The organism is Pantoea sp. UYEF8, assembly GCF_040546285.1.
Lineage (GTDB): Bacteria > Pseudomonadota > Gammaproteobacteria > Enterobacterales > Enterobacteriaceae > Pantoea > Pantoea brenneri.
This window is the reverse complement of record NZ_JBEPNM010000008.1, coordinates 14383-31780: the sequence shown is the minus strand read 5'-3', so window position 1 is coordinate 31780 and position 17398 is coordinate 14383. Positions and strand designations below refer to the sequence as shown.

17 protein-coding genes are annotated in these 17398 nt (G+C 58.6%); 5 read left to right on the top strand and 12 right to left on the bottom strand.

Annotated elements, in window-relative coordinates; genetic code table 11:
* Positions 1-14: 14 nt before the first annotated feature.
* From ABIB18_RS15390 to trmB, 3 genes are all read right to left on the bottom strand, one after another.
* Entirely contained in the window at positions 15-731 is a 717-nt protein-coding gene (locus ABIB18_RS15390; RefSeq protein ID WP_354474720.1) for a YggN family protein, read from the bottom strand.
* A gap of 106 nt (positions 732-837) precedes the next feature.
* Positions 838-1164, bottom strand: coding sequence for a YggL family protein (locus ABIB18_RS15385; RefSeq protein WP_031375786.1), 327 nt, complete (start codon positions 1162-1164; stop codon positions 838-840).
* Positions 1164-1883 carry a tRNA (guanosine(46)-N7)-methyltransferase TrmB gene (gene trmB / locus ABIB18_RS15380; protein WP_031375787.1) on the bottom strand — a complete coding sequence of 240 codons (720 nt, stop codon included), beginning with the start codon at positions 1881-1883 and terminating at the stop codon, positions 1164-1166. Before trmB ends, ABIB18_RS15385 begins: the two co-directional genes overlap by 1 nt.
* A 154-nt stretch (positions 1884-2037) precedes the next feature.
* Between trmB and mutY the strand changes: the two genes are divergently transcribed.
* Genes mutY through mltC form a run of 3 tightly spaced genes read left to right on the top strand, consistent with a single transcriptional unit; the run spans position 2038 to position 4529 of the window.
* Positions 2038-3123, top strand: a complete 1086-nt coding sequence (gene mutY / locus ABIB18_RS15375) for an A/G-specific adenine glycosylase (RefSeq protein ID WP_354474717.1) — start codon at positions 2038-2040, stop codon at positions 3121-3123.
* Positions 3123-3395 (top strand): oxidative damage protection protein, encoded by a 273-nt coding sequence (locus tag ABIB18_RS15370; protein ID WP_031375788.1) that lies wholly within the window; start codon positions 3123-3125, stop codon positions 3393-3395. The genes mutY and ABIB18_RS15370 overlap by 1 nt, the downstream gene beginning before the upstream one ends.
* A gap of 54 nt (positions 3396-3449) precedes the next feature.
* Positions 3450-4529: a membrane-bound lytic murein transglycosylase MltC gene (gene mltC, locus ABIB18_RS15365; RefSeq protein ID WP_031375789.1), complete on the top strand. Its 1080-nt coding sequence runs from the start codon at positions 3450-3452 to the stop codon at positions 4527-4529.
* A gap of 1317 nt (positions 4530-5846) precedes the next feature.
* On the opposite strand, the gene ABIB18_RS15360 is transcribed toward mltC, so the two are convergent.
* Entirely contained in the window at positions 5847-8000 is a 2154-nt protein-coding gene (locus tag ABIB18_RS15360) for an ornithine decarboxylase (protein ID WP_159223244.1), read from the bottom strand.
* 96 nt (positions 8001-8096) lie between these two features.
* Entirely contained in the window at positions 8097-8315 is a 219-nt protein-coding gene (locus ABIB18_RS15355) for a hypothetical protein (RefSeq protein ID WP_316554414.1), read from the bottom strand.
* A gap of 283 nt (positions 8316-8598) precedes the next feature.
* Here ABIB18_RS15355 and acuI point away from each other — a divergent pair, with 283 nt between their 5' ends.
* Positions 8599-9582 (top strand): acrylyl-CoA reductase (NADPH), encoded by a 984-nt coding sequence (gene acuI / locus ABIB18_RS15350; RefSeq protein ID WP_031378043.1) that lies wholly within the window; start codon positions 8599-8601, stop codon positions 9580-9582.
* Positions 9583-9621: 39 nt separating this feature from the next.
* On the opposite strand, the gene ABIB18_RS15345 is transcribed toward acuI, so the two are convergent.
* From ABIB18_RS15345 to ABIB18_RS15320, 6 genes are all read right to left on the bottom strand, one after another.
* On the bottom strand, positions 9622-10119 hold the full coding sequence (locus ABIB18_RS15345) for a CinA family protein (RefSeq protein WP_046289235.1): 498 nt from the start codon (positions 10117-10119) through the stop codon (positions 9622-9624).
* A 94-nt stretch (positions 10120-10213) separates the two neighbouring features.
* Positions 10214-10990 carry a heme ABC transporter ATP-binding protein gene (locus ABIB18_RS15340; protein WP_046289236.1) on the bottom strand — a complete coding sequence of 259 codons (777 nt, stop codon included), beginning with the start codon at positions 10988-10990 and terminating at the stop codon, positions 10214-10216.
* The gene (locus ABIB18_RS15335) at positions 10987-11982 is read right to left on the bottom strand and encodes a FecCD family ABC transporter permease (RefSeq protein WP_354474713.1); all 996 of its coding nucleotides are present in this window, start codon (positions 11980-11982) and stop codon (positions 10987-10989) included. The genes ABIB18_RS15340 and ABIB18_RS15335 overlap by 4 nt, the downstream gene beginning before the upstream one ends.
* Positions 11972-12796, bottom strand: coding sequence for a heme/hemin ABC transporter substrate-binding protein (locus ABIB18_RS15330; RefSeq protein WP_354474711.1), 825 nt, complete (start codon positions 12794-12796; stop codon positions 11972-11974). The genes ABIB18_RS15335 and ABIB18_RS15330 overlap by 11 nt, the downstream gene beginning before the upstream one ends.
* A complete protein-coding gene (locus ABIB18_RS15325; protein ID WP_031377280.1) occupies positions 12793-13824 on the bottom strand; it encodes a hemin-degrading factor in 1032 nt (343 codons plus the stop codon). Before ABIB18_RS15325 ends, ABIB18_RS15330 begins: the two co-directional genes overlap by 4 nt.
* A 50-nt stretch (positions 13825-13874) precedes the next feature.
* Complete coding sequence (locus ABIB18_RS15320) at positions 13875-16247, bottom strand: TonB-dependent receptor domain-containing protein (protein WP_069728838.1); 2373 nt, start codon at positions 16245-16247, stop codon at positions 13875-13877.
* Positions 16248-16484: 237 nt separating this feature from the next.
* Here ABIB18_RS15320 and ABIB18_RS15315 point away from each other — a divergent pair, with 237 nt between their 5' ends.
* Entirely contained in the window at positions 16485-16781 is a 297-nt protein-coding gene (locus tag ABIB18_RS15315; protein WP_031377278.1) for an Rdx family protein, read from the top strand.
* A gap of 32 nt (positions 16782-16813) precedes the next feature.
* On the opposite strand, the gene ABIB18_RS15310 is transcribed toward ABIB18_RS15315, so the two are convergent.
* Entirely contained in the window at positions 16814-17350 is a 537-nt protein-coding gene (locus tag ABIB18_RS15310; protein ID WP_031377277.1) for a PadR family transcriptional regulator, read from the bottom strand.
* Positions 17351-17398 lie beyond the last annotated feature (48 nt).

Below are 17398 nucleotides of genomic sequence, written 5' to 3'. Positions count from 1 at the left end.
GCTGAGGCACAGGTTTATTTATTCAGACCGGCAACCAAACCTTTGCGCTGATCTTCTAACGAAATGACGCGATTACAGACTTCGTGACCGAAGTTCTGGAAATCCTGCTCCTGCTTGCTCCATTCCGCCTGAATAGACTGCTGTAAACCACCCAGATTACCCATGATGGCCTGCAACGGATTACTGCCGCCGCTGGCCTGCTGACTGCCCATCTCGTTCAGACTGTCCTTCATCACGCCACCGAGCGTTGACTGCACCAGCTGTTCGCCATCGGCACGCACTTTGTCGATCGCCTGATGATGGAAGGCCAGGCCATCCGGCCGGTGTTCGATGATGCGGTTCATCTGCTGTTTCAGCTGGCCGTTCAGGGTGGTCAGGCGATTACGCACATTACTGTTCTCGCCCAGCTTCTCAACAATCACCCGATCCAGCGCTGCACGCCCTTTTTCCAGCCGCGAAGTCGCCCCGCTGTCAATCCACGGCAGATCGCGCCGCAATGCGCTCTGGTAGTCGATCGCTTTCTGACGATCGGCGGTATCCAGTGACACTTTCTGGCCGTTGAACTGCACGTCGCCCTGTGGGCTGATTTGCAGATTGCCGTTGGTCCCGACCACCTGCACGCTTTGCGGCGTGATCACCACATCATCCTGTGGCTTAACGCTGCATTCATAGGCAGCCTGGGCCTGAGTCGCTGCCACCAGCAGCACAGCAAGAAGCGCTTTACGCATCATTGAATCTCCCTCACCTTCTGTCTGAACCGGATCCTGAAGGGCCGGGCGGCCTCGCCGTGATAGATCATCTCTTCATCCCGCGTCAGCCTGCCCGGCGTCGTGTTACTTAGTCCCACCAGACATCAAACAGTTCAGTCACCTGCACGTCCTGCAGCTTGCGCTCTTCCAGCCATTTACGCACCAGTTCGCGATGCTCATCGGTGCATTTGCCGGTTTTCTGCAGGCAGATCAGACCTTCCCACACCAGATAACCGCTGCCATCAAAGGCCAGACCGTTAGGATCGATCGCTTCATCAATGAACTGATTCAGCGTCTCATCGATCTCGCTTTCGCTGGTACCTTCCGGGAAACGCCAGGCGACGGAGAAACCCAGTTCCTGAAACTCATCAATGTGCAGTTTTTTACGTAAACGGCGGCTGCGTTGTGTGGCCATTATTTCACCCTCTCAAACATTAAATCCCATACGCCATGGCCTAAACGCTGCCCGCGCTGCTCAAACTTGGTCAGTGGACGCGTCTCGGGACGCGGCACGTAATTCTGCTGTTCTGACTGATTGCGGAAACCATCAATGCTGTTCATCACTTCAAGCATATGTTCCGCGTAGGCTTCCCAGTCGGTTGCCATGTGGAATACGCCGCCCAGCTTCAGCTTGCGCATCACCAGCTCGGCAAACGGGACCTGCACGATACGGCGTTTGTTGTGACGGGCTTTATGCCACGGATCCGGGAAGAACAGCTGGACCATACGCAGCGAGTTGTCCGGGATCATTTTCTCCAGCACTTCCACCGCGTCGTGACACATCACGCGCAGGTTGTCGACGCCCGCTTCTTTCGCAGAAGCCAGACAGGCACCGACGCCCGGCAGGTGTACTTCAATGCCGAGGAAATTCTGCTGTGGCGTATTTTGCGCCATGGTGACCAGCGAGGCGCCCATGCCAAAGCCGATTTCCAGCGTGACCGGCGCGTCACGGCCAAACAGCTGGGGCAGATCGATCGGCTCCGGCTGATATTCCACCCCCATCTCCGGCCAGTATGTGTCAACGGCCTGCTGCTGCCCTTTGGTTAAGCGGCCCTGCCGGCGTACAAAACTGCGGATCCGGCGCAATGGCCGCCCGTTCTCATCAAATTCTGGGGTGATGACGTCATTAATCATGTCGAAGCCTGCTGGTTAGCCTGTTCTGGGAAACGGGCATTATGCAAAGTTCATAAGCAGAAGCAAGCCTTTGCAATCTTCCGGTTTACACCCAGGTGCGCATGTGCTGGAATTCCTGCCTGAGTGTAGAGTAAACACGGAAAATTTCCTTCTTATGATGCAAGCGCCGCAGTTCGCGCAACAAGTGCTGGACTGGTATCAGCGCTTTGGCCGCAAAACCCTGCCCTGGCAGCTGGAAAAGACGCCTTATAAGGTGTGGCTGTCCGAAGTGATGTTACAGCAAACCCAGGTTGCCACGGTTATTCCCTATTTCGAACGCTTTATGGCGCGCTTCCCCACGGTTGGCGATCTGGCGGCTGCACCGCTGGATGAAGTGCTGCATTTATGGACCGGCCTCGGCTATTACGCCAGGGCGCGTAATCTGCATAAGGCGGCAAAGCAGATTGTTGAGGTCCATCAGGGCGAGTTCCCGCGTAATTTCAATGACGTCGCCGCCCTGCCCGGCGTGGGTCGATCTACTGCTGGCGCGATCCTGTCGTTATCGCTGGGTCAGCACTTCCCGATTCTCGACGGCAATGTGAAACGCGTGCTGGCGCGGTGTTACGCCGTCGGCGGCTGGCCGGGTAAAAAAGAGGTAGAGAAACGCTTATGGCAGATCAGCGAAACCGTCACCCCCGCCGAGGGCGTCAGCCAGTTTAATCAGGCGATGATGGATTTGGGGGCGATCGTCTGTACCCGCTCGAAACCGAAATGCGATATCTGTCCGCTGAACAGCGGCTGCGAAGCCTATGCTCATAACAGCTGGGCCAGCTATCCCGGTAAAAAACCGAAGCAGGTGTTACCGGAGCGCAGCGGCTGGTTTTTGATGATGCAGCATGGTGAGCAGGTCTGGCTGGAACAGCGTCCGCCGGTCGGATTGTGGGGCGGCCTGTTCTGCTTTCCGCAGTTTACCAGTGAAGAGGCGCTGACTGACTGGCTGGCAGCACGCGGTATCCACGCCAGACCGCAGCAGCTCACCGCCTTTCGTCATACCTTCAGCCATTTCCATCTGGACATTGTGCCTATGTGGCTGGCGTGGCCTTCTGTCGGGGCGGCGATGGATGAAGCGGGCGGTCTCTGGTATAACTTAGCGCTGCCACCATCTGTGGGATTAGCCGCGCCCGTTGAGCGCCTGTTACACGAATTGCGCCATCCCCAACAACTGGCTTTAGACAGTTGTGAGATCAATGAGGAAGAATAATGAGCCGCACTATTTTTTGTACTTTTTTACAACGCGACGCGGAAGGGCAGGATTTCCAGCTCTATCCTGGCGACCTGGGCAAGCGTATTTATAACGAGATTTCGAAAGAAGCCTGGCAGAAGTGGATGGCGAAACAGACCATGCTGATCAATGAGAAAAAACTCAACATGATGAATCCGGAAGATCGCAAGGTGCTGGAAAAGGAGATGATCAATTTCCTGTTTGAAGGCAAAGAAGTTCATATCGAAGGCTATACACCGCCAGAAGCGTAAACAGTTTGGGCCTCAGCGTTGAGGCTCTTTATCCAGGTCAGGCATGCATTCCCAATGAATAAAAAATTGATCGCCCTGCTGGTGATGGCACCACTTTTGGTTTCCTGCTCCGGACAAAAAAAACAGCAGTTTCATGAAGATTGGGTAAAAGACACCAACGGTTTCGATATTCTGATGGGTCAGTTTGCCCACAACATTGAGAATATCTGGGGTATTAATGAGGTCCTGATCGCCGGACCGAAAGACTACGTCAAATATAGCGACAACTATTACACCCGCAGCCACATCAACTTCGAAAGCGGTAAGCTGACGATTGAGACCATCGCGGGCACCGATCCGATGGCCAGCCTGCGCCAGGCGATTGTGACCACCCTTTTGATTGGCGAAGATCCGGGCAACGTCGATCTCTATTCCGACGCCAATGACATTGTGATCAGTAAAGAGCCGCTGCTTTACGGTCAGGTGCTCGACAATACCGGTCAGCCGATCCGCTGGCAGGGTCGTGCCGAAGCCTTTGCTGATTATCTGATCCAGAATAAATTGCAGCGCCGCACCTCGGGTCTGCATGTGATCTACTCGGTCTCAATTCCGATGGTGCCTAACCATCTGGATAAACGTGCGCACAAATATCTGCCGATGGTGCGCAAAGCGTCGGAACAGTATGGCGTCGACGCCTCGCTGATTCTGGCAATCATGCAGACCGAGTCGAGCTTTAACCCCTACGCCGTCAGCCACGCCGATGCGCTGGGTCTGATGCAGGTGGTGCAGCATACCGCTGGGGTCGATGTGTTCCGCATGAAAGGGAAATGGGGTAAACCGAGTCGCAGCTATCTGCTGGATCCGGAGAATAATATTGATGCCGGTACTGCCTATCTGTCGCTGCTGCAACGCAGTTATCTGGGCGGCATTCAGGACCCGGTATCACGCCGTTATGCGGTGATCACCGCCTACAATGGCGGCGCGGGCAGCGTGTTGCGGGTCTTCTCCAGTGATAAAGATCGCGCGTTTTCGATAATCAACAACATGTCACCGAACAAGGTTTACCAGACCCTGACCAGCCAGCATCCTTCGGCGGAGTCACGTCGCTATCTGTATAAGGTGAGTACCGCACAGCGTAGTTATCGTGGGTTCTGATAGCGGGTGGGTTCGCCTGGCGGCGGGCTGGCATTGAGCGGGTTTCGCCCGGCGGCGGGCTGGCATTGAGCGGGTTTCGCCCGCCAGGCGGTGGGGAGTTTCAGCCTGCCCGGGCAGGCGGACGCGTCAAGGGGCGGCCGCCCGCCCCTTAACAATCCTGGCGTCCGGCTACCTGCGCGCCACGCTTCGCGCGGTCCCTTCGTCACTCCCTGCGGCCGACGGACCGGCCGGACGCGCCATCCCTGGCGCGAGCCGTCCTTTCGCCGACCTCCTGTCGGCTCTCCTGGCCTCCGGTTGTTCCTCAGCGCTGCGGACGCTCTGGTAAACCCCTCGTCTGTAATCTCTCTGACTTGTATATGGACTGGTTTTGCCTGGTGGCTGGTGGGTTAGTTAGACCTGCTGCGGTCTGACATTGAGTGAGGTTACGCCCGCCGGGCGGTGGGGAGTTTCAGATTGCCTGAGCAGGCGGACGCGTCAAGGGGCGGCCGCCCGCCCCTTCACAATCCCGGCGTCCGGCTGCCTGCGCGCCACGCTGCGCGCGGTTCCTTCGTCACGCCCTGCGGCCGACGGACCGGCCGGACGCGCCATCCGTGGCGCGATCCGTCCTTTCGCCGACCTCCTGTCGGCTCATCCTGGCCTCCGCTCATTCCTCAGCGCTGCGGACGCCTCTGGTAAACCCCCGTCTGTAATCTCTCTGACTTGTATATGGCCTGATGTAGCCTGGTGGCTGATGCCCGATGGCTGAGGGCAGGGATTACGCCTGGCGGCGCTAATGGATACTTTCCGTTTCTGACGGCTAACGGTCCTGAACGCAGAAAAACGCTGAAAGTAATGTTACTCACTCATCACAGCGACGAAGCACCAAACAAAGAAAAAAAGAGATAACAGCGAGAAGTTAGGAGGCCGTCAGAACCGCTGAGCCGATGAGGGATTTCAGGATGAGCGACAGGGAGGTCGCGAAGAGGCGGGTTCGTGCCAGGGATGGCGCGTCCCGCCGGTCCGTGAGAAATCCGGAAGAGGCGAAGGGACCGCGAAGCGGCGGTGAAGCAGGCCGGAGCCCGGGGTCAAGGGGGCGCGGCGACTGGCGCCCCCTTGTCGGTCGCCGGCAGCGGCGAAACTGAAACTGCCGCAGCCAGCCGGCGAACGAAAACCTCTCATAGCCCCGCGCAGCGAACCCAGGGCCCGGCGGGCGAAAATCCATTAAGTGTCAGCTCGCTGCAAAGCGTACACCGCCGCCAGGCGAAAACCTCTCATAGCCCGTTCGCACAGCGGACAAAAGGCCCGGCGGGCCGCTACCCGCCTCTGCCCACGCTCAGATCAGCGGCCCACCATCATATTAGCCACCAGATACTTGCGCCCCGCGGCGTCCTCCTCGGTATAAACGCCCTGCAGTTCCGGCGAGAAGCCTGGCAGTAAATTAACGCCCTCTTCCAGCGCCAGGAAGTAGCGCTGCACCGCCCCGCCCCACACTTCACCCGGCACCACGCAGAGCACGCCCGGTGGATAAGGCAATGCGCCTTCCGCAGCGACACGCCCTTCGGCTTCAGCGATCGGCACCAGTTCAACCTCGCCACGAATATACGCCTGATGTGCATCCTGAGGATTCACCGCCACCGGCGGCAGACCCGCTTCGCGGAACATCATTCGTTGCAGGCTCTTCACATCATGGCTGACATAAAGATCGTGCATCTCCTGACACAGCCGACGCAGGGTATAGCCGGCATAACGTTGAGCATTTTTGCGGTAAATCGTCGGCAGCACTTCAGCCAGCGGCGCATCCTCTTTAACGTGCTGTTCGAACTGCGCCAGCATCGCCACCAGATTGGCCATTTTCTCCGGGCTTTCGGCCGGCGTCAGCAGGAACAGAATCGAATTAAGATCGCACTTCTCCGGCACGATCCCGTTCTCACGCAGATAGTTCGCCAGAATGGTGGCGGGGATCCCGAATCCGGCATAGTCACCGCTCGCCGCATCAATGCCCGGCGTGGTCAGCAGCAGCTTGCAGGGATCAACGCGATACTGATCGCGGGCATAACCCGCAAAACCGTGCCAGTTGGCCTGCGGTTCAAAGCTGAAATAGCGCAGATCGCGGGCGATCGTCTCAGTCGGGGCCGCCTGCCAGGGTTGCCCATCGACCGTTTCCGGCACAAACGGCAGGATCATCTCACACCGCTCAAGGATCGCTTTTCGCGCCTCGATCCCCAGCGTAACGCACTCATCCCACATCCTCCGTCCCGCCTCGCCCTGATGCATGCGGGCGTTGATGTCCAGCGCGGCGAACAGCGGATAGAACGGACTGGTTGAGGCGTGCAGCATAAAGGCGTTATTCAGGCGTTTATGCGGGCAAAAGCGTCGCTGACCGCGGATGTGGTTATCTTTTTTATGGATTTGCGACGTCTGCGAAAAGCCCGCCAGCTGCTTATGCACTGACTGGGTGACAAAAATGCCGGGATCGTTTTCAGTCAGCGTCAGGGTCAGCGGCGAACACCCTTCCATCAGCGGAATAAACTGCTCATAGCCGAGCCAGGCGGAATCGAACAGGATGTAATCACACAGATGCCCGATGCGATCCACCACCTGACGCGCGTTATAAACCGTGCCGTCATAGGTGCCCAACTGGATAATCGCCAGTCGGAAAGGACGCGCTTCCGCGGCACGCTGCGGGGCCACCTTGCCAATCTGCTCGCGTAGATAAGCCTCATCGAAGCAGTGCGCGTCAATGCCGCCGATAAAGCCGAAAGGATTACGCGCGGCTTCAAGATAAACCGGCGTAGCACCCGCCTGAATCAGTGCACCGTGATGATTCGATTTGTGATTATTGCGGTCAAACAGCACCAGATCGCCGCGCGTCAGCAGCGCGTTGGTCACCACTTTATTGGCGCTGGAGGTGCCGTTAAGCACGAAGTAGGTTTTATCGGCGTTAAATACCTTTGCCGCGAACTTCTGCGCATCTTTAGCCGATCCTTCGTGAATCAGCAGGTCGCCCAGTTTGACGTCGGCATTGCACATATCAGAACGGAAAAGGTTCTCGCCATAAAAATCATAGAACTGTTTGCCCGCCGGATGCTTTTTGAAGAATGCCCCGCCCTGATGCCCCGGACAGGCAAAGGTACTGTTCTGCATATCCACATAGCGGGTCAGCGTCTCGAAAAACGGCGGCAGCAGAGCCGCTTCATACGCCTGCGCGGCGGCTTCCAATGCGATCCAGTCCTGCGGTTCACCGTTCAGTTCACCGCTGACGCCAGGCAGATGCATCACCTCTTCTTCAAACGCGTTAGCCACAAATACCGGCAGATTAAAGCCGGTGTGGCGCAACAGGGCGAGTACGCCACTGCGGGTATCTGCCAGTGAGACGACCACCGCCGCCACATCGGTAAAGTCAGTGTTATCCAGCGTCACTACGTCGCGCGCAGTGTTAAGAGTCAGATTGGGCGCCACCGCGGCGCTGGCAGCAATTTTCAGTGGAGTCATAAGGCAAATCCCTAACGTCAGGGCGTGAGTGCCAGAGGCACAGCAATGGGGAGATCTCCCCGGCGGATAATGTCAAACAGGGGCATGCGGCCGCTTTCAGCCACCGGTGATCGGTAATACGTCATCTTTACCGATAGCCGGCAGCCAGCGCCAGACTGGCCTCACCGCATGGTGATGCAGAACGTGATCGGCGGAGCGGAGAATAATCGGGCGTAAGCCGGAAAAAACGAACGGTAACCAGAGCGAGTGCGCGGTGAACCGGACATGGCAACGTCCTCTGAAAGCGATAAGCGGGTGCAAAAAAGTGGCGGTCATGATGTCATCTTTTTTTGGCGCGAACAAGCCGCAGAAAGCAATTAATTAGTCAAACCATTAAAATCGCAAGCCACTGTTTTAATTGACTTAAATAATAATAAACCTGAAATATTCGACTAATTAACTGAATTATATGCTGATTTATGCATACCTCTTTCGCTAATCAGTTCGACGTTGCAGGCGGGGAGAGCGGCGCGGCCAGCCGTTAGCGACCCAGTCCCTACCGTAATCACGCCACCAGGCGTAAACTTATTCCCCTCTTTCCTATTTTGCCGGAGGCTGCATGTTCAAGGCACTGGTCATTGAAAATGACGAACAGGGTTACCGTTCTCTGCTGAAAGATCTTCCCGAATCTCAACTGCCCGACCACGATGTCACTCTCGACGTCAGTTACTCATCCCTGAACTATAAAGATGCGCTGGCGATCTGCAATAAAGGTCCGATCGTGCGTCAGTTTCCGATGGTTCCGGGTATCGACTTTGTTGGACGGGTTACCGCCAGCCGCCATCCCGACTGGCAACAGGACGACGTCGCCCTGCTCACCGGCTGGGGCGTGGGCGAAAAACAGTGGGGTGGCCTGGCGCAGAAAGCCAGTGTGACCGGCGACTGGCTGGTGGAAGTGCCCGCCACGCTCAGCCCGCTGCAAACCATGGCGATTGGCACCGCAGGCCTGACCGCGATGCTGTGTGTGATGGCGCTGGAAAAACAGGGCATTACGCCAGATCGCGGTCCGGTGCTGGTGACCGGTGCCAGCGGCGGCGTCGGTAGCTTTAGCGTCAGCCTGCTGGCCCGCCTCGGCTATCAGGTGGTGGCCTCCAGTGGGCGCGCCAGCGACCACGCTTATCTGCTTGATACGCTGGGTGCAGCTTCGGTTATTGACCGCAACGAACTCTCCCAGCCCGGTAAGCCGTTAATGAAAGAGCGCTGGGCGGCAGCGGTAGACAGCGTCGGCAGCCACACCCTGGCCAACGTGCTGGCCGCGACCCAGCGTGACGGTGCGGTCGCCGCCTGTGGAATGGCGCAGGGACTGGATCTGCCGACCAGCGTTGCACCGTTTATCTTACGCGGCGTCACGCTGGCTGGCGTGGACAGTGTGATGTGTCCGATCCCGCAGCGCCAGCAAGCCTGGCAACGGCTCGGGGAATTGCTCGATAGCGATCTGCTGAGCCAGCTGACGCAGGTGATCCCCTTAAGCGAAGCCCGCCAGGGGGCTCAGGACCTGCTGGATGGCAAAGTTCGTGGCCGTCTGATCGTCGACTGTCGCTAAGGCAATTACCCCTGCCGGATAAGGCGCAGCATTGCGCCTTTATTCCACCGGCAGCTGAAGCCGTTTAATCAGGCCTTCCAGCGCGAACTGCGCACCCTGCTCCATCACCGATTTGGGATCGCCACTGAACTGATGGCACTCGGCGTAGTCGCGGCCGTTCGGCAATACCCAGCCAAACCAGATGGTGCCCGCCGGCGTACCATCTTCTCCGCCATCAGGCCCGGCATAGCCGCTGATCGACAGCCCGACCGGCTCGCCGGAGCGCGCACAAGCACCCTGCGCCATCTCCCGCACCGTCTGTTCACTGACCGCCGTGTGCTGCTCCAGCGTCGAGGGGCGGACACCCAGCAGGCGGATTTTGGCATTCTCGCTATAGGTGACAAAGCCACTGGTATAAAAGTTGCCGCTGTTCTCCACCGCCGCCAGCGTCATGCTGATCAATCCGGCGGTACAGGATTCGGCAGTGGCAAGATGAAGTCCGGAAGAGAGTAAAATTTCACCCAGTTGTTTAGCGGTTTGGTCTAATGATTGCGCCATTATTGTCTCCTTAATAACTCACCCAGGAACACAAGTATGGCGCAAAACTGGCAAGACATAACTTCGCAACACAATGTTTTAAAAGCGAAACGGCCTAAACCCGCAGCTGAATATGCGGCTGCCCGCCCGCCCCCTGCGTGACCTGCAACTCGGCCTGATACCAGCGGGTCAGCGTCGCTTCCGTCATCACCGCCTGCGGCGTACCCTGCGCCACCAGCCTGCCGGCGTGCAGCAGCAGGATGCGATCGGCCCATAACGCCGCCTGGTTCAGATCGTGTAGCACGGCGCAGACGCTAAGCTCACCGCCACGGGTGAGCTGTCGCAATAAACGCAGCGTCTGCTGCTGCCAGAAGAGATCCAGCGCCGAGGTCGGTTCATCCAGAAACAGCCAGCCGCGCGGCGCGCCATCCTGCCATAGCTGTGCCAGCACCCGCGCCAGTTGCACCCGCTGCTGCTCGCCGCCGGAAAGCTGGCGGTAGTCGCGCTGTGCCAGCGAATCACAGCCGGTCAGCTGCATGACCTCAGCCACAATCTGTCGACTGCCGGTATCCGGCCAGGGCGCGCGTCCCATCGCCACCACCGATTCGGCGGACTGAGAAAAGGTCAGTTGGGTTTGCTGACGCATCACTGCCCGGCGGCGTGCCAGCTGATGGCGTGACCAGTCCGCCAGCCGGGCCGCACCCAGACGACATTCCCCCCGATCGGGCGGCAGAAAGCCTGTCAGCAGGCGCAGCAATGTCGATTTACCGGCACCGTTAGGGCCTATCAGCGCCACCATCTCACCGGCCGTCAGCGTCACGTCGAGCCGATCGATAATCGCCTTGCCGTCGCGGAATAAACAGAGATCCGTGGCCTGCAGTAACTCGTTCATTCGATGCCTCGCTGTTGACGCAGGATCAGCCAGAGAAACCACGGCCCGCCAATCAGGCTGGTGAGCAGGCCGACCGGCATCTCCGCCGGCACCACCACCGTGCGCGCCAGGGTATCGGCCAGCAGCAGCAGGATCGCCCCGGCCAGCGCCGAACCGGGCAGCAGCCAGCGATGATCGCTGCCAAGACAAAAACGCATCACGTGTGGCACCACTAAGCCGACAAAGCCGATCACCCCGCTGACCGAAACCGCGGTGCCGACCAGCAGCGCGCTGAGGATCAGTAACTGGTGCTGAGTGCGTTTCACATCAACGCCCATGTAATGGGCATCTTCTTCCCCCGCCTGCAGCAGATTCAGCTGGCGCGCCCCGGTCTGTAACAGCAGCAGCGCCGGTAAAATCAGCACCGCGCAAATCAGCAGCGCCGGCCATTGCGCCTGGCTCAGGCTGCCCATTCCCCACAGCGACAGCTGGCGCAGTTGCTGATCGTTGCTCAGCCACGACAGCACGCCGACCGCCGCCCCACACAGCGCATTAATGGCGATGCCCACCAGCAGCAGCCGCGACAGGTTGCCGCGCGCCAGCCGGCTGAAACTGAAGATCAGTAGCGTCACCAGCAGGCTGCCGATAAACGCGGCGATCATCGGCAGCCACAGCGCCAGCGACGGCGGCAGGGCCTGCGGGACAATGATTGCCACCGCCACCGCCAGACCGGCACCGCTGCTGATGCCGAGCAGACCCGGATCGGCCAGCGGATTACGAAACACGCCCTGCATCACTGCGCCCGACACCGCCAGCGCCATGCCGATCAGCACCGCCAGCAGTACGCGCGGCAGGCGGATATTCAGCCAGATTTGCCAGATCATATCGCTGAGCGGTGCCTGCCACAGGGCGCGCAGCGACAGGGACATCGCGCCAAGGTTGGCCGCCAGCACCATGGATACCAGCAGCATAATGGTCATCAGCGCCAGCCCGCGCAGCGTATTACCGTTCATGCATCAGAGATTCCGCAGCCTGACGTAACCGGACGATGGCCCGCGGCGTATCCAGACCAAAGCCCAGCAGCGCCTGGGTATCGATCACCAGTAAATGATGCTGCTGACCGGCTGGCGTCAGCGCCAGGCCGGGCAGCTGCCACAAACGCTGTTCGCCGCCAATGGTTTGCAACCCCTCTTCACCCACCACCACCAGGTCCGGCGCGGCAGCGATCACCCCTTCCTGCGACAGCGCCTGATAGTGCGGCACGCTGCCCATCGCATTCTCCAGCCCGGCGCTGCGGATGGCGCTATCAGCAGCGGTCTGCTTACCCGCCGCCATCGATTTCATGCCGCTGTTGGCCATAATGTAGAGCACCTTCACCGGCAGCGTCTGCTGTGGCAGCTGGCTGATTTGCTGCGTTACCTGCTGTGCCAGCGCCTGCGCCTCGGTCTGATGGCCGAGAGCCTGGCCGATAGTGATAATTTTTTGCGGGATCGCCTGCAGGCTGTTCTCGCCGCTGACCGTGACAACCCGTACCCCGGCCTGGGCAATCTGTTGCAATACCAGCGACGGCTTAGCCTGCGCACTGGCGATCACCAGCGTCGGTTTAAGCGCCAGAATCCCTTCGGCATTGAGCTGGCGCATGTAGCCGACATCCGGCAGCCGGGTGGCCAGCGCCGGGCGCAGACTGGTGCTGTCGCGCGCCACCAGCTGCGGCTGGGCATCCAGCGCATAGATAATCTGGGTAACGTCACCGCCAATCGATACTACCCGCTCCGCCGCCAGCGAAGGCAGCACCAGCAGCAGGCCCAGCAGAGTCAGCCATTTCATGCCATTGCTCCCGCCGCGCGCAGGGCCTCGATCTGCTCGCGCCAGCGTTTCTGTTCCGGCGTGCCTTCACTACGCTGCCCGTACAACTGGGCGATCTGCGTGCCGTCGGCAGCAAACAGTTCCAGGCTGGTGACAAAACCATCGCCACTCGGTTTGCGGGTGATCCAGCTTTCGCTGATCTGGTCCGCCATCAGATGCAGGGTGAAGTGAGGATTAAAGACGTTGAGCCAGTTTTCCATCGGCACCAGCCTGTCGATCGCGCCGGTGAAAATCTGGGTGCAGCCCCGGTTACCGACAAAAATCATAATTTCGTTACCTGCCTGCTGCGCCATCTGCAACAGACGCGCCAGCGCATCGTTGCTGGTCTGCCAGGCCAGATCGTCACCGGCGGCGCGGAACGCCTGCTGGCGCGACAGGTTATGCCGCCTGAGCAGGCTGAAAAACTGATGTACATCGGTCATGGCGCGCCATTCGCGATCGACGGCAGCGGCATCGATCGCAGGGTTAAGAGCGACGGTAGCGACCGGTTCCACCTGCAGCGGTGCCGCACTGGCTTCGGTAAACGTGGCGATCAACGCCTGCCACGCCGCCTGGTCGGTCTGATCGGTCGCATAGATCTTCAGTACCGCATCACCGTGGCGATCGAAAATCTGAATACTGTGCCGTTCGCCCTGTGCGGTTTGCTCCTGCAGGGCAAACGCGCTTCGCCACTGGGCGACAAACAGACGCTGATCCAGTGCACGCGGGTTCAGCACCAGCCCAGCATGGGCACCGAGCTGCAGGTTTTTGTACTCGCCGAGCTGTTCATGGACGGCATAGGCGTTACGGGTAATGCTTTTGGTCTGGCCGACCGACTCCAGCGCTTTCAGCAGTGCCGGAAAGTCGCACTTCAGCCGCCGGGCATCCATCCCGATTCGCGCCTCGCACAGCGCCGCTTCGCTGATACCGATCAACGCCGCCAGGTCACGGGCATATTTTTTCGGTTGTTCGCCTTTCAGGGCGAGATAGTGCTGATAAACAGAATTCATAATGATGTGCTCCCATGATGATGCCCGGCGTCAGCACCGGGCATCAGTGATCAGAAATCGACGTTAACGCCCAACTGGAAAGTACGGCCCGGCATCACCGCCAGCGCCTGATCGTTGCGTTCCTGCTGGGTGGCACTGGTCAGTTCACGGCTGCTGAGGTAATCCCGGTATTTACGATCGGTGATGTTATATAGCCCGCCGCTCAGCCTGACCTGTGGCGTCATCCGCCAGTAAGCCGTCATGTCCACCATGCCGTAACCGGGTACCCGCATGTAGTCGGTGCTGGATCCGGTCAGGCTGCCGCCGCTATTGGCATAGCTGTTACGGTTGGTGGCGCTGGCCTGTTTGCCTTTGACGAAGGTGGCGGTGACGGCCGCGCCGTAGCCGCGCGCATCATCATCCCAGGCCAGTCCGACAATCGCTTTCATCGGGGCCACACTCTCCAGGTCGATATAGCGGTCGCCGAGGTAGCTCGACTTTGCCGCCCCCTGGGTGTAGCCAAACGCCAGCCTGGCGCTCAGGCCATCCACCTGCTGGAACCAGCTGCCGAAGTTCACTTTGCTGCTGATTTCCGCGCCGTAGATATAGGCTTTATCGCGGTTCTCCGCCTGGTAAGTGGTGTAGATGTTGCTGGGGACATTAACGAACTTACCCGGATTTGCCGCGCGGCTGTAGCGGGTAAAGGCGATAAAGTTTTTGTAGTCGTTATAAAACGCCGCGGCATTAATCGTAATACCGTCGGTCAGCTGGCCTTTCACGCCCCACTCATAGTTATTGCTGGTCTCGGTTTTTAAATCCGGGTTACCAATCAGCGCGTACTGCGCGGTACCAGCATAGCTGGAGCCGAGGTTCCATGAGCCATACAGCTGGGTATCATTGGGGAACTGCGCCCCGCGGGTATATTGCAGATAGGTCATCAGGCCAGGCGTGAGATCGTACTGGAAGGCGATCGACGGTAACACCTGAGTATCGGTGTTGGCCGAACCGTACAGCGCGGAGACTTCACTGGCATCGAGTACGCTGCTGTTGGTGGTCAGCGTTCCGACATCACGCGGTTTGGTGTTCTGGTATGCCACCCGCACCCCGGGGATCAGCGCCGCTTTATGTCCGTCAGCATCAAAATTGATTTTGTCCTGCAGGTAGCCGCCCAGCGTATAGCTGCGACTGTTGGCCTGCGGCTGCATGATGACACTATAAACACTGGGGGCCGGCGACTGACGGAACGGCCGCTCGGTATCCACCTGCCGCGCATTCAGTCCGCCACTCAGCTCATGACGTCCCAGGGTTTTGGTCGCCCGGGTATCGATTCCGTAGGTGTCACTGTTGTAATCGGAATAGACGTTTTGCCAGGCGGTGGCGCTCGACGGCATCAGGGTATTGTCGTGCGCCTCAGTTTGTTGCCAGTAAATACGGCTGGTCAGGCTGTCGATGATCTCATTGTAAGGGGTGTATTCATCAGCAAGGCTGATGCCCCAGCGCCGCGTATCGCTCTGCTGCTGTGCGGTACCCCAGATCGTATTGCCTGAGGTATCCCAGCTGTCGTAATGGCTGTGATTGGTTTTGTGGTAGTAGTCGAGGGTGGCGCTCAGCTGATGCGCATCGTTGGGCTGCCAGATACCGGAACTCATAAAGGCGTCGGAGTGCCAGTTAGCAGGATACGCATCCAGCGTGCCGCTGTTATTGCGGGTTTGCTGGCCGTCGCGGCGGCTGTAGACAAAGATACCGCGCAGCTCATCGTCGCCTGCCGCGGCGGTAAGGCCGTTATGCCAGCTGCGGCTGGCGGAATCGTAGTCGCTCTGGTAGCCAAAATAGGTCGATTTGCCGGGACGCAGGTAATCGTCGGGGGATTTGTTGCGGAACGAGACATTGCCGCCAATCGAGGTGTTGGGCTGATCCACCGCAGTAGCGCCCTTTTCAATGTCGATGCGGCCAAACAGATAAGGGTCGATGTAGTCCCGGCCAATGCCAAAACTGTCCAGCCCGGCACGTCCGACGTAACTGCGACCGGTAGCCTGGGGTAACGGGATGCCATCCACATCCAGCCCGACCCGGTTACTTTCCAGTCCGCGAATGTTGTAGCCGGTATAGCCCGCGCGATCAAAGCCGCTCTTGCCGGCAGACGATCCGCCCTGCGAGCCGGTGGCGCTGATCAGCGGCTCATAACGCATGATTGAGCCAAAATCGGTGGCCCCACGCTGTTGCAGATCGGCCGCCGACAGGCTGGTTTTGCTGCCCGCCTGTTTTTTAATTTCGGGCGCCGTAACCGTCATCACCGTTTCGGACGGGCTTTGGCTGTTATCGGTGCGCGCCAGCAGAGCAGATTCACTCTGCGCGGCATAACTGCAGGTGGCGTGGATGGCAGAGGCAAGTAATGCCAGTTTAAACAGACGCTGTTGCGTCAATCCCTGAAAAAGTAGTGACATGGGCGCGAATTACCTGATTAATTGTTAGTATTCGCTCACTTGCTTACTGGCATCATCAAAACGGCCTGGCACAAAAGCCGTAAAATCGGACTTATTTCTGACTATAAATTATGATCCGGAATTTAATGCAATTGCTAATCATTATCAATCTTATTTACATTTAACTCTATCTTGCAGCGCACAGTTTGTTAACTACAATTAACCGGTAATTTATCAATACGTTAAAGGAATAGAGTTATGGCACAAAAACCTGTGGTCGTTATCCACTACTGTATGCAATGCAACTGGCTGATGCGTTCAGCGTGGATGGCACAGGAACTGCTGCACACCTTCGCTGACGATCTGGCGGAAGTGACGCTCAGGCCGGGCACCGGCGGCATCTTTGAGATTACCCTTGATGAACATCTGCTGTGGGAGCGTAAACGGGATGGCGGCTTCCCTGACGCCACCAGCCTGAAGCAGCGGGTGCGTGACATCTGTTTCCCGGATCGTACGCTGGGTCACATTGATAAGCACAAGTCTGAAGTGAGCTAAGTTGCCCGCTGGCAACCCGCCAGGGAGAACGTTCAGCTGCGGGTGATTTTTTCTGCCGCGTCCTGCAGCGCCGCGATCAGCGTCTGCAGCGCGGCCTCAGAGATATCCTGCTGCGCCAGTCGCGTATTGAGCGCCATTTTCAGGTCGTGAATTGCCTGTTCTACCGCCGGAATGCTGCGGTTGTTGACCAGAATGGCCAGCGACGATAAACGCGCGATCAGGCTGGCAATAGGGTCGCGGTTGGCCGCCAGCAGCGCCTCACCAGCCTCAGTCAGCCGGTACGCTTTACGGGTGGCCTGCGCATCCACCACCTCAATCGCCTCCATCTCTTCCAGCAGCGTCAGATTGGGGTAAATGATGCCCGGACTGGGCGTATACTCCCCTTTCGACAACTCCTCTACCGACTTGATCAGCTCATAGCCGTGCGCGGCATTCTGCGCCAGAAAATGGAGCATCAGCAGACGAATATCACTCGCCTCCAGCATTTTTTCCCGCCGCTTACGCCGGCTGCCGCAACCGCCTGCGCGCGTGGGTTGATCGCCAGATGAAGATGCTGAATGGTCTTTCATTGCCTGCCCGGAGAGAAGAAAAGGAGATTGATGGTAGTCCGCCACCTG

Coding starts and splice junctions, on each gene's coding strand:
- ABIB18_RS15390 (WP_354474720.1), bottom strand. CDS start 731: ATGATGCGTAAAGCGCTTCTTGCTGTGCTGCTGGTGGCAGCGACTCAG.
- ABIB18_RS15385 (WP_031375786.1), bottom strand. CDS start 1,164: ATGGCCACACAACGCAGCCGCCGTTTACGTAAAAAACTGCACATTGAT.
- trmB (WP_031375787.1), bottom strand. CDS start 1,883: ATGATTAATGACGTCATCACCCCAGAATTTGATGAGAACGGGCGGCCA.
- mutY (WP_354474717.1), top strand. CDS start 2,038: ATGATGCAAGCGCCGCAGTTCGCGCAACAAGTGCTGGACTGGTATCAG.
- ABIB18_RS15370 (WP_031375788.1), top strand. CDS start 3,123: ATGAGCCGCACTATTTTTTGTACTTTTTTACAACGCGACGCGGAAGGG.
- mltC (WP_031375789.1), top strand. CDS start 3,450: ATGAATAAAAAATTGATCGCCCTGCTGGTGATGGCACCACTTTTGGTT.
- ABIB18_RS15360 (WP_159223244.1), bottom strand. CDS start 8,000: ATGACTCCACTGAAAATTGCTGCCAGCGCCGCGGTGGCGCCCAATCTG.
- ABIB18_RS15355 (WP_316554414.1), bottom strand. CDS start 8,315: ATGACCGCCACTTTTTTGCACCCGCTTATCGCTTTCAGAGGACGTTGC.
- acuI (WP_031378043.1), top strand. CDS start 8,599: ATGTTCAAGGCACTGGTCATTGAAAATGACGAACAGGGTTACCGTTCT.
- ABIB18_RS15345 (WP_046289235.1), bottom strand. CDS start 10,119: ATGGCGCAATCATTAGACCAAACCGCTAAACAACTGGGTGAAATTTTA.
- ABIB18_RS15340 (WP_046289236.1), bottom strand. CDS start 10,990: ATGAACGAGTTACTGCAGGCCACGGATCTCTGTTTATTCCGCGACGGC.
- ABIB18_RS15335 (WP_354474713.1), bottom strand. CDS start 11,982: ATGAACGGTAATACGCTGCGCGGGCTGGCGCTGATGACCATTATGCTG.
- ABIB18_RS15330 (WP_354474711.1), bottom strand. CDS start 12,796: ATGAAATGGCTGACTCTGCTGGGCCTGCTGCTGGTGCTGCCTTCGCTG.
- ABIB18_RS15325 (WP_031377280.1), bottom strand. CDS start 13,824: ATGAATTCTGTTTATCAGCACTATCTCGCCCTGAAAGGCGAACAACCG.
- ABIB18_RS15320 (WP_069728838.1), bottom strand. CDS start 16,247: ATGTCACTACTTTTTCAGGGATTGACGCAACAGCGTCTGTTTAAACTG.
- ABIB18_RS15315 (WP_031377278.1), top strand. CDS start 16,485: ATGGCACAAAAACCTGTGGTCGTTATCCACTACTGTATGCAATGCAAC.
- ABIB18_RS15310 (WP_031377277.1), bottom strand. CDS start 17,350: ATGAAAGACCATTCAGCATCTTCATCTGGCGATCAACCCACGCGCGCA.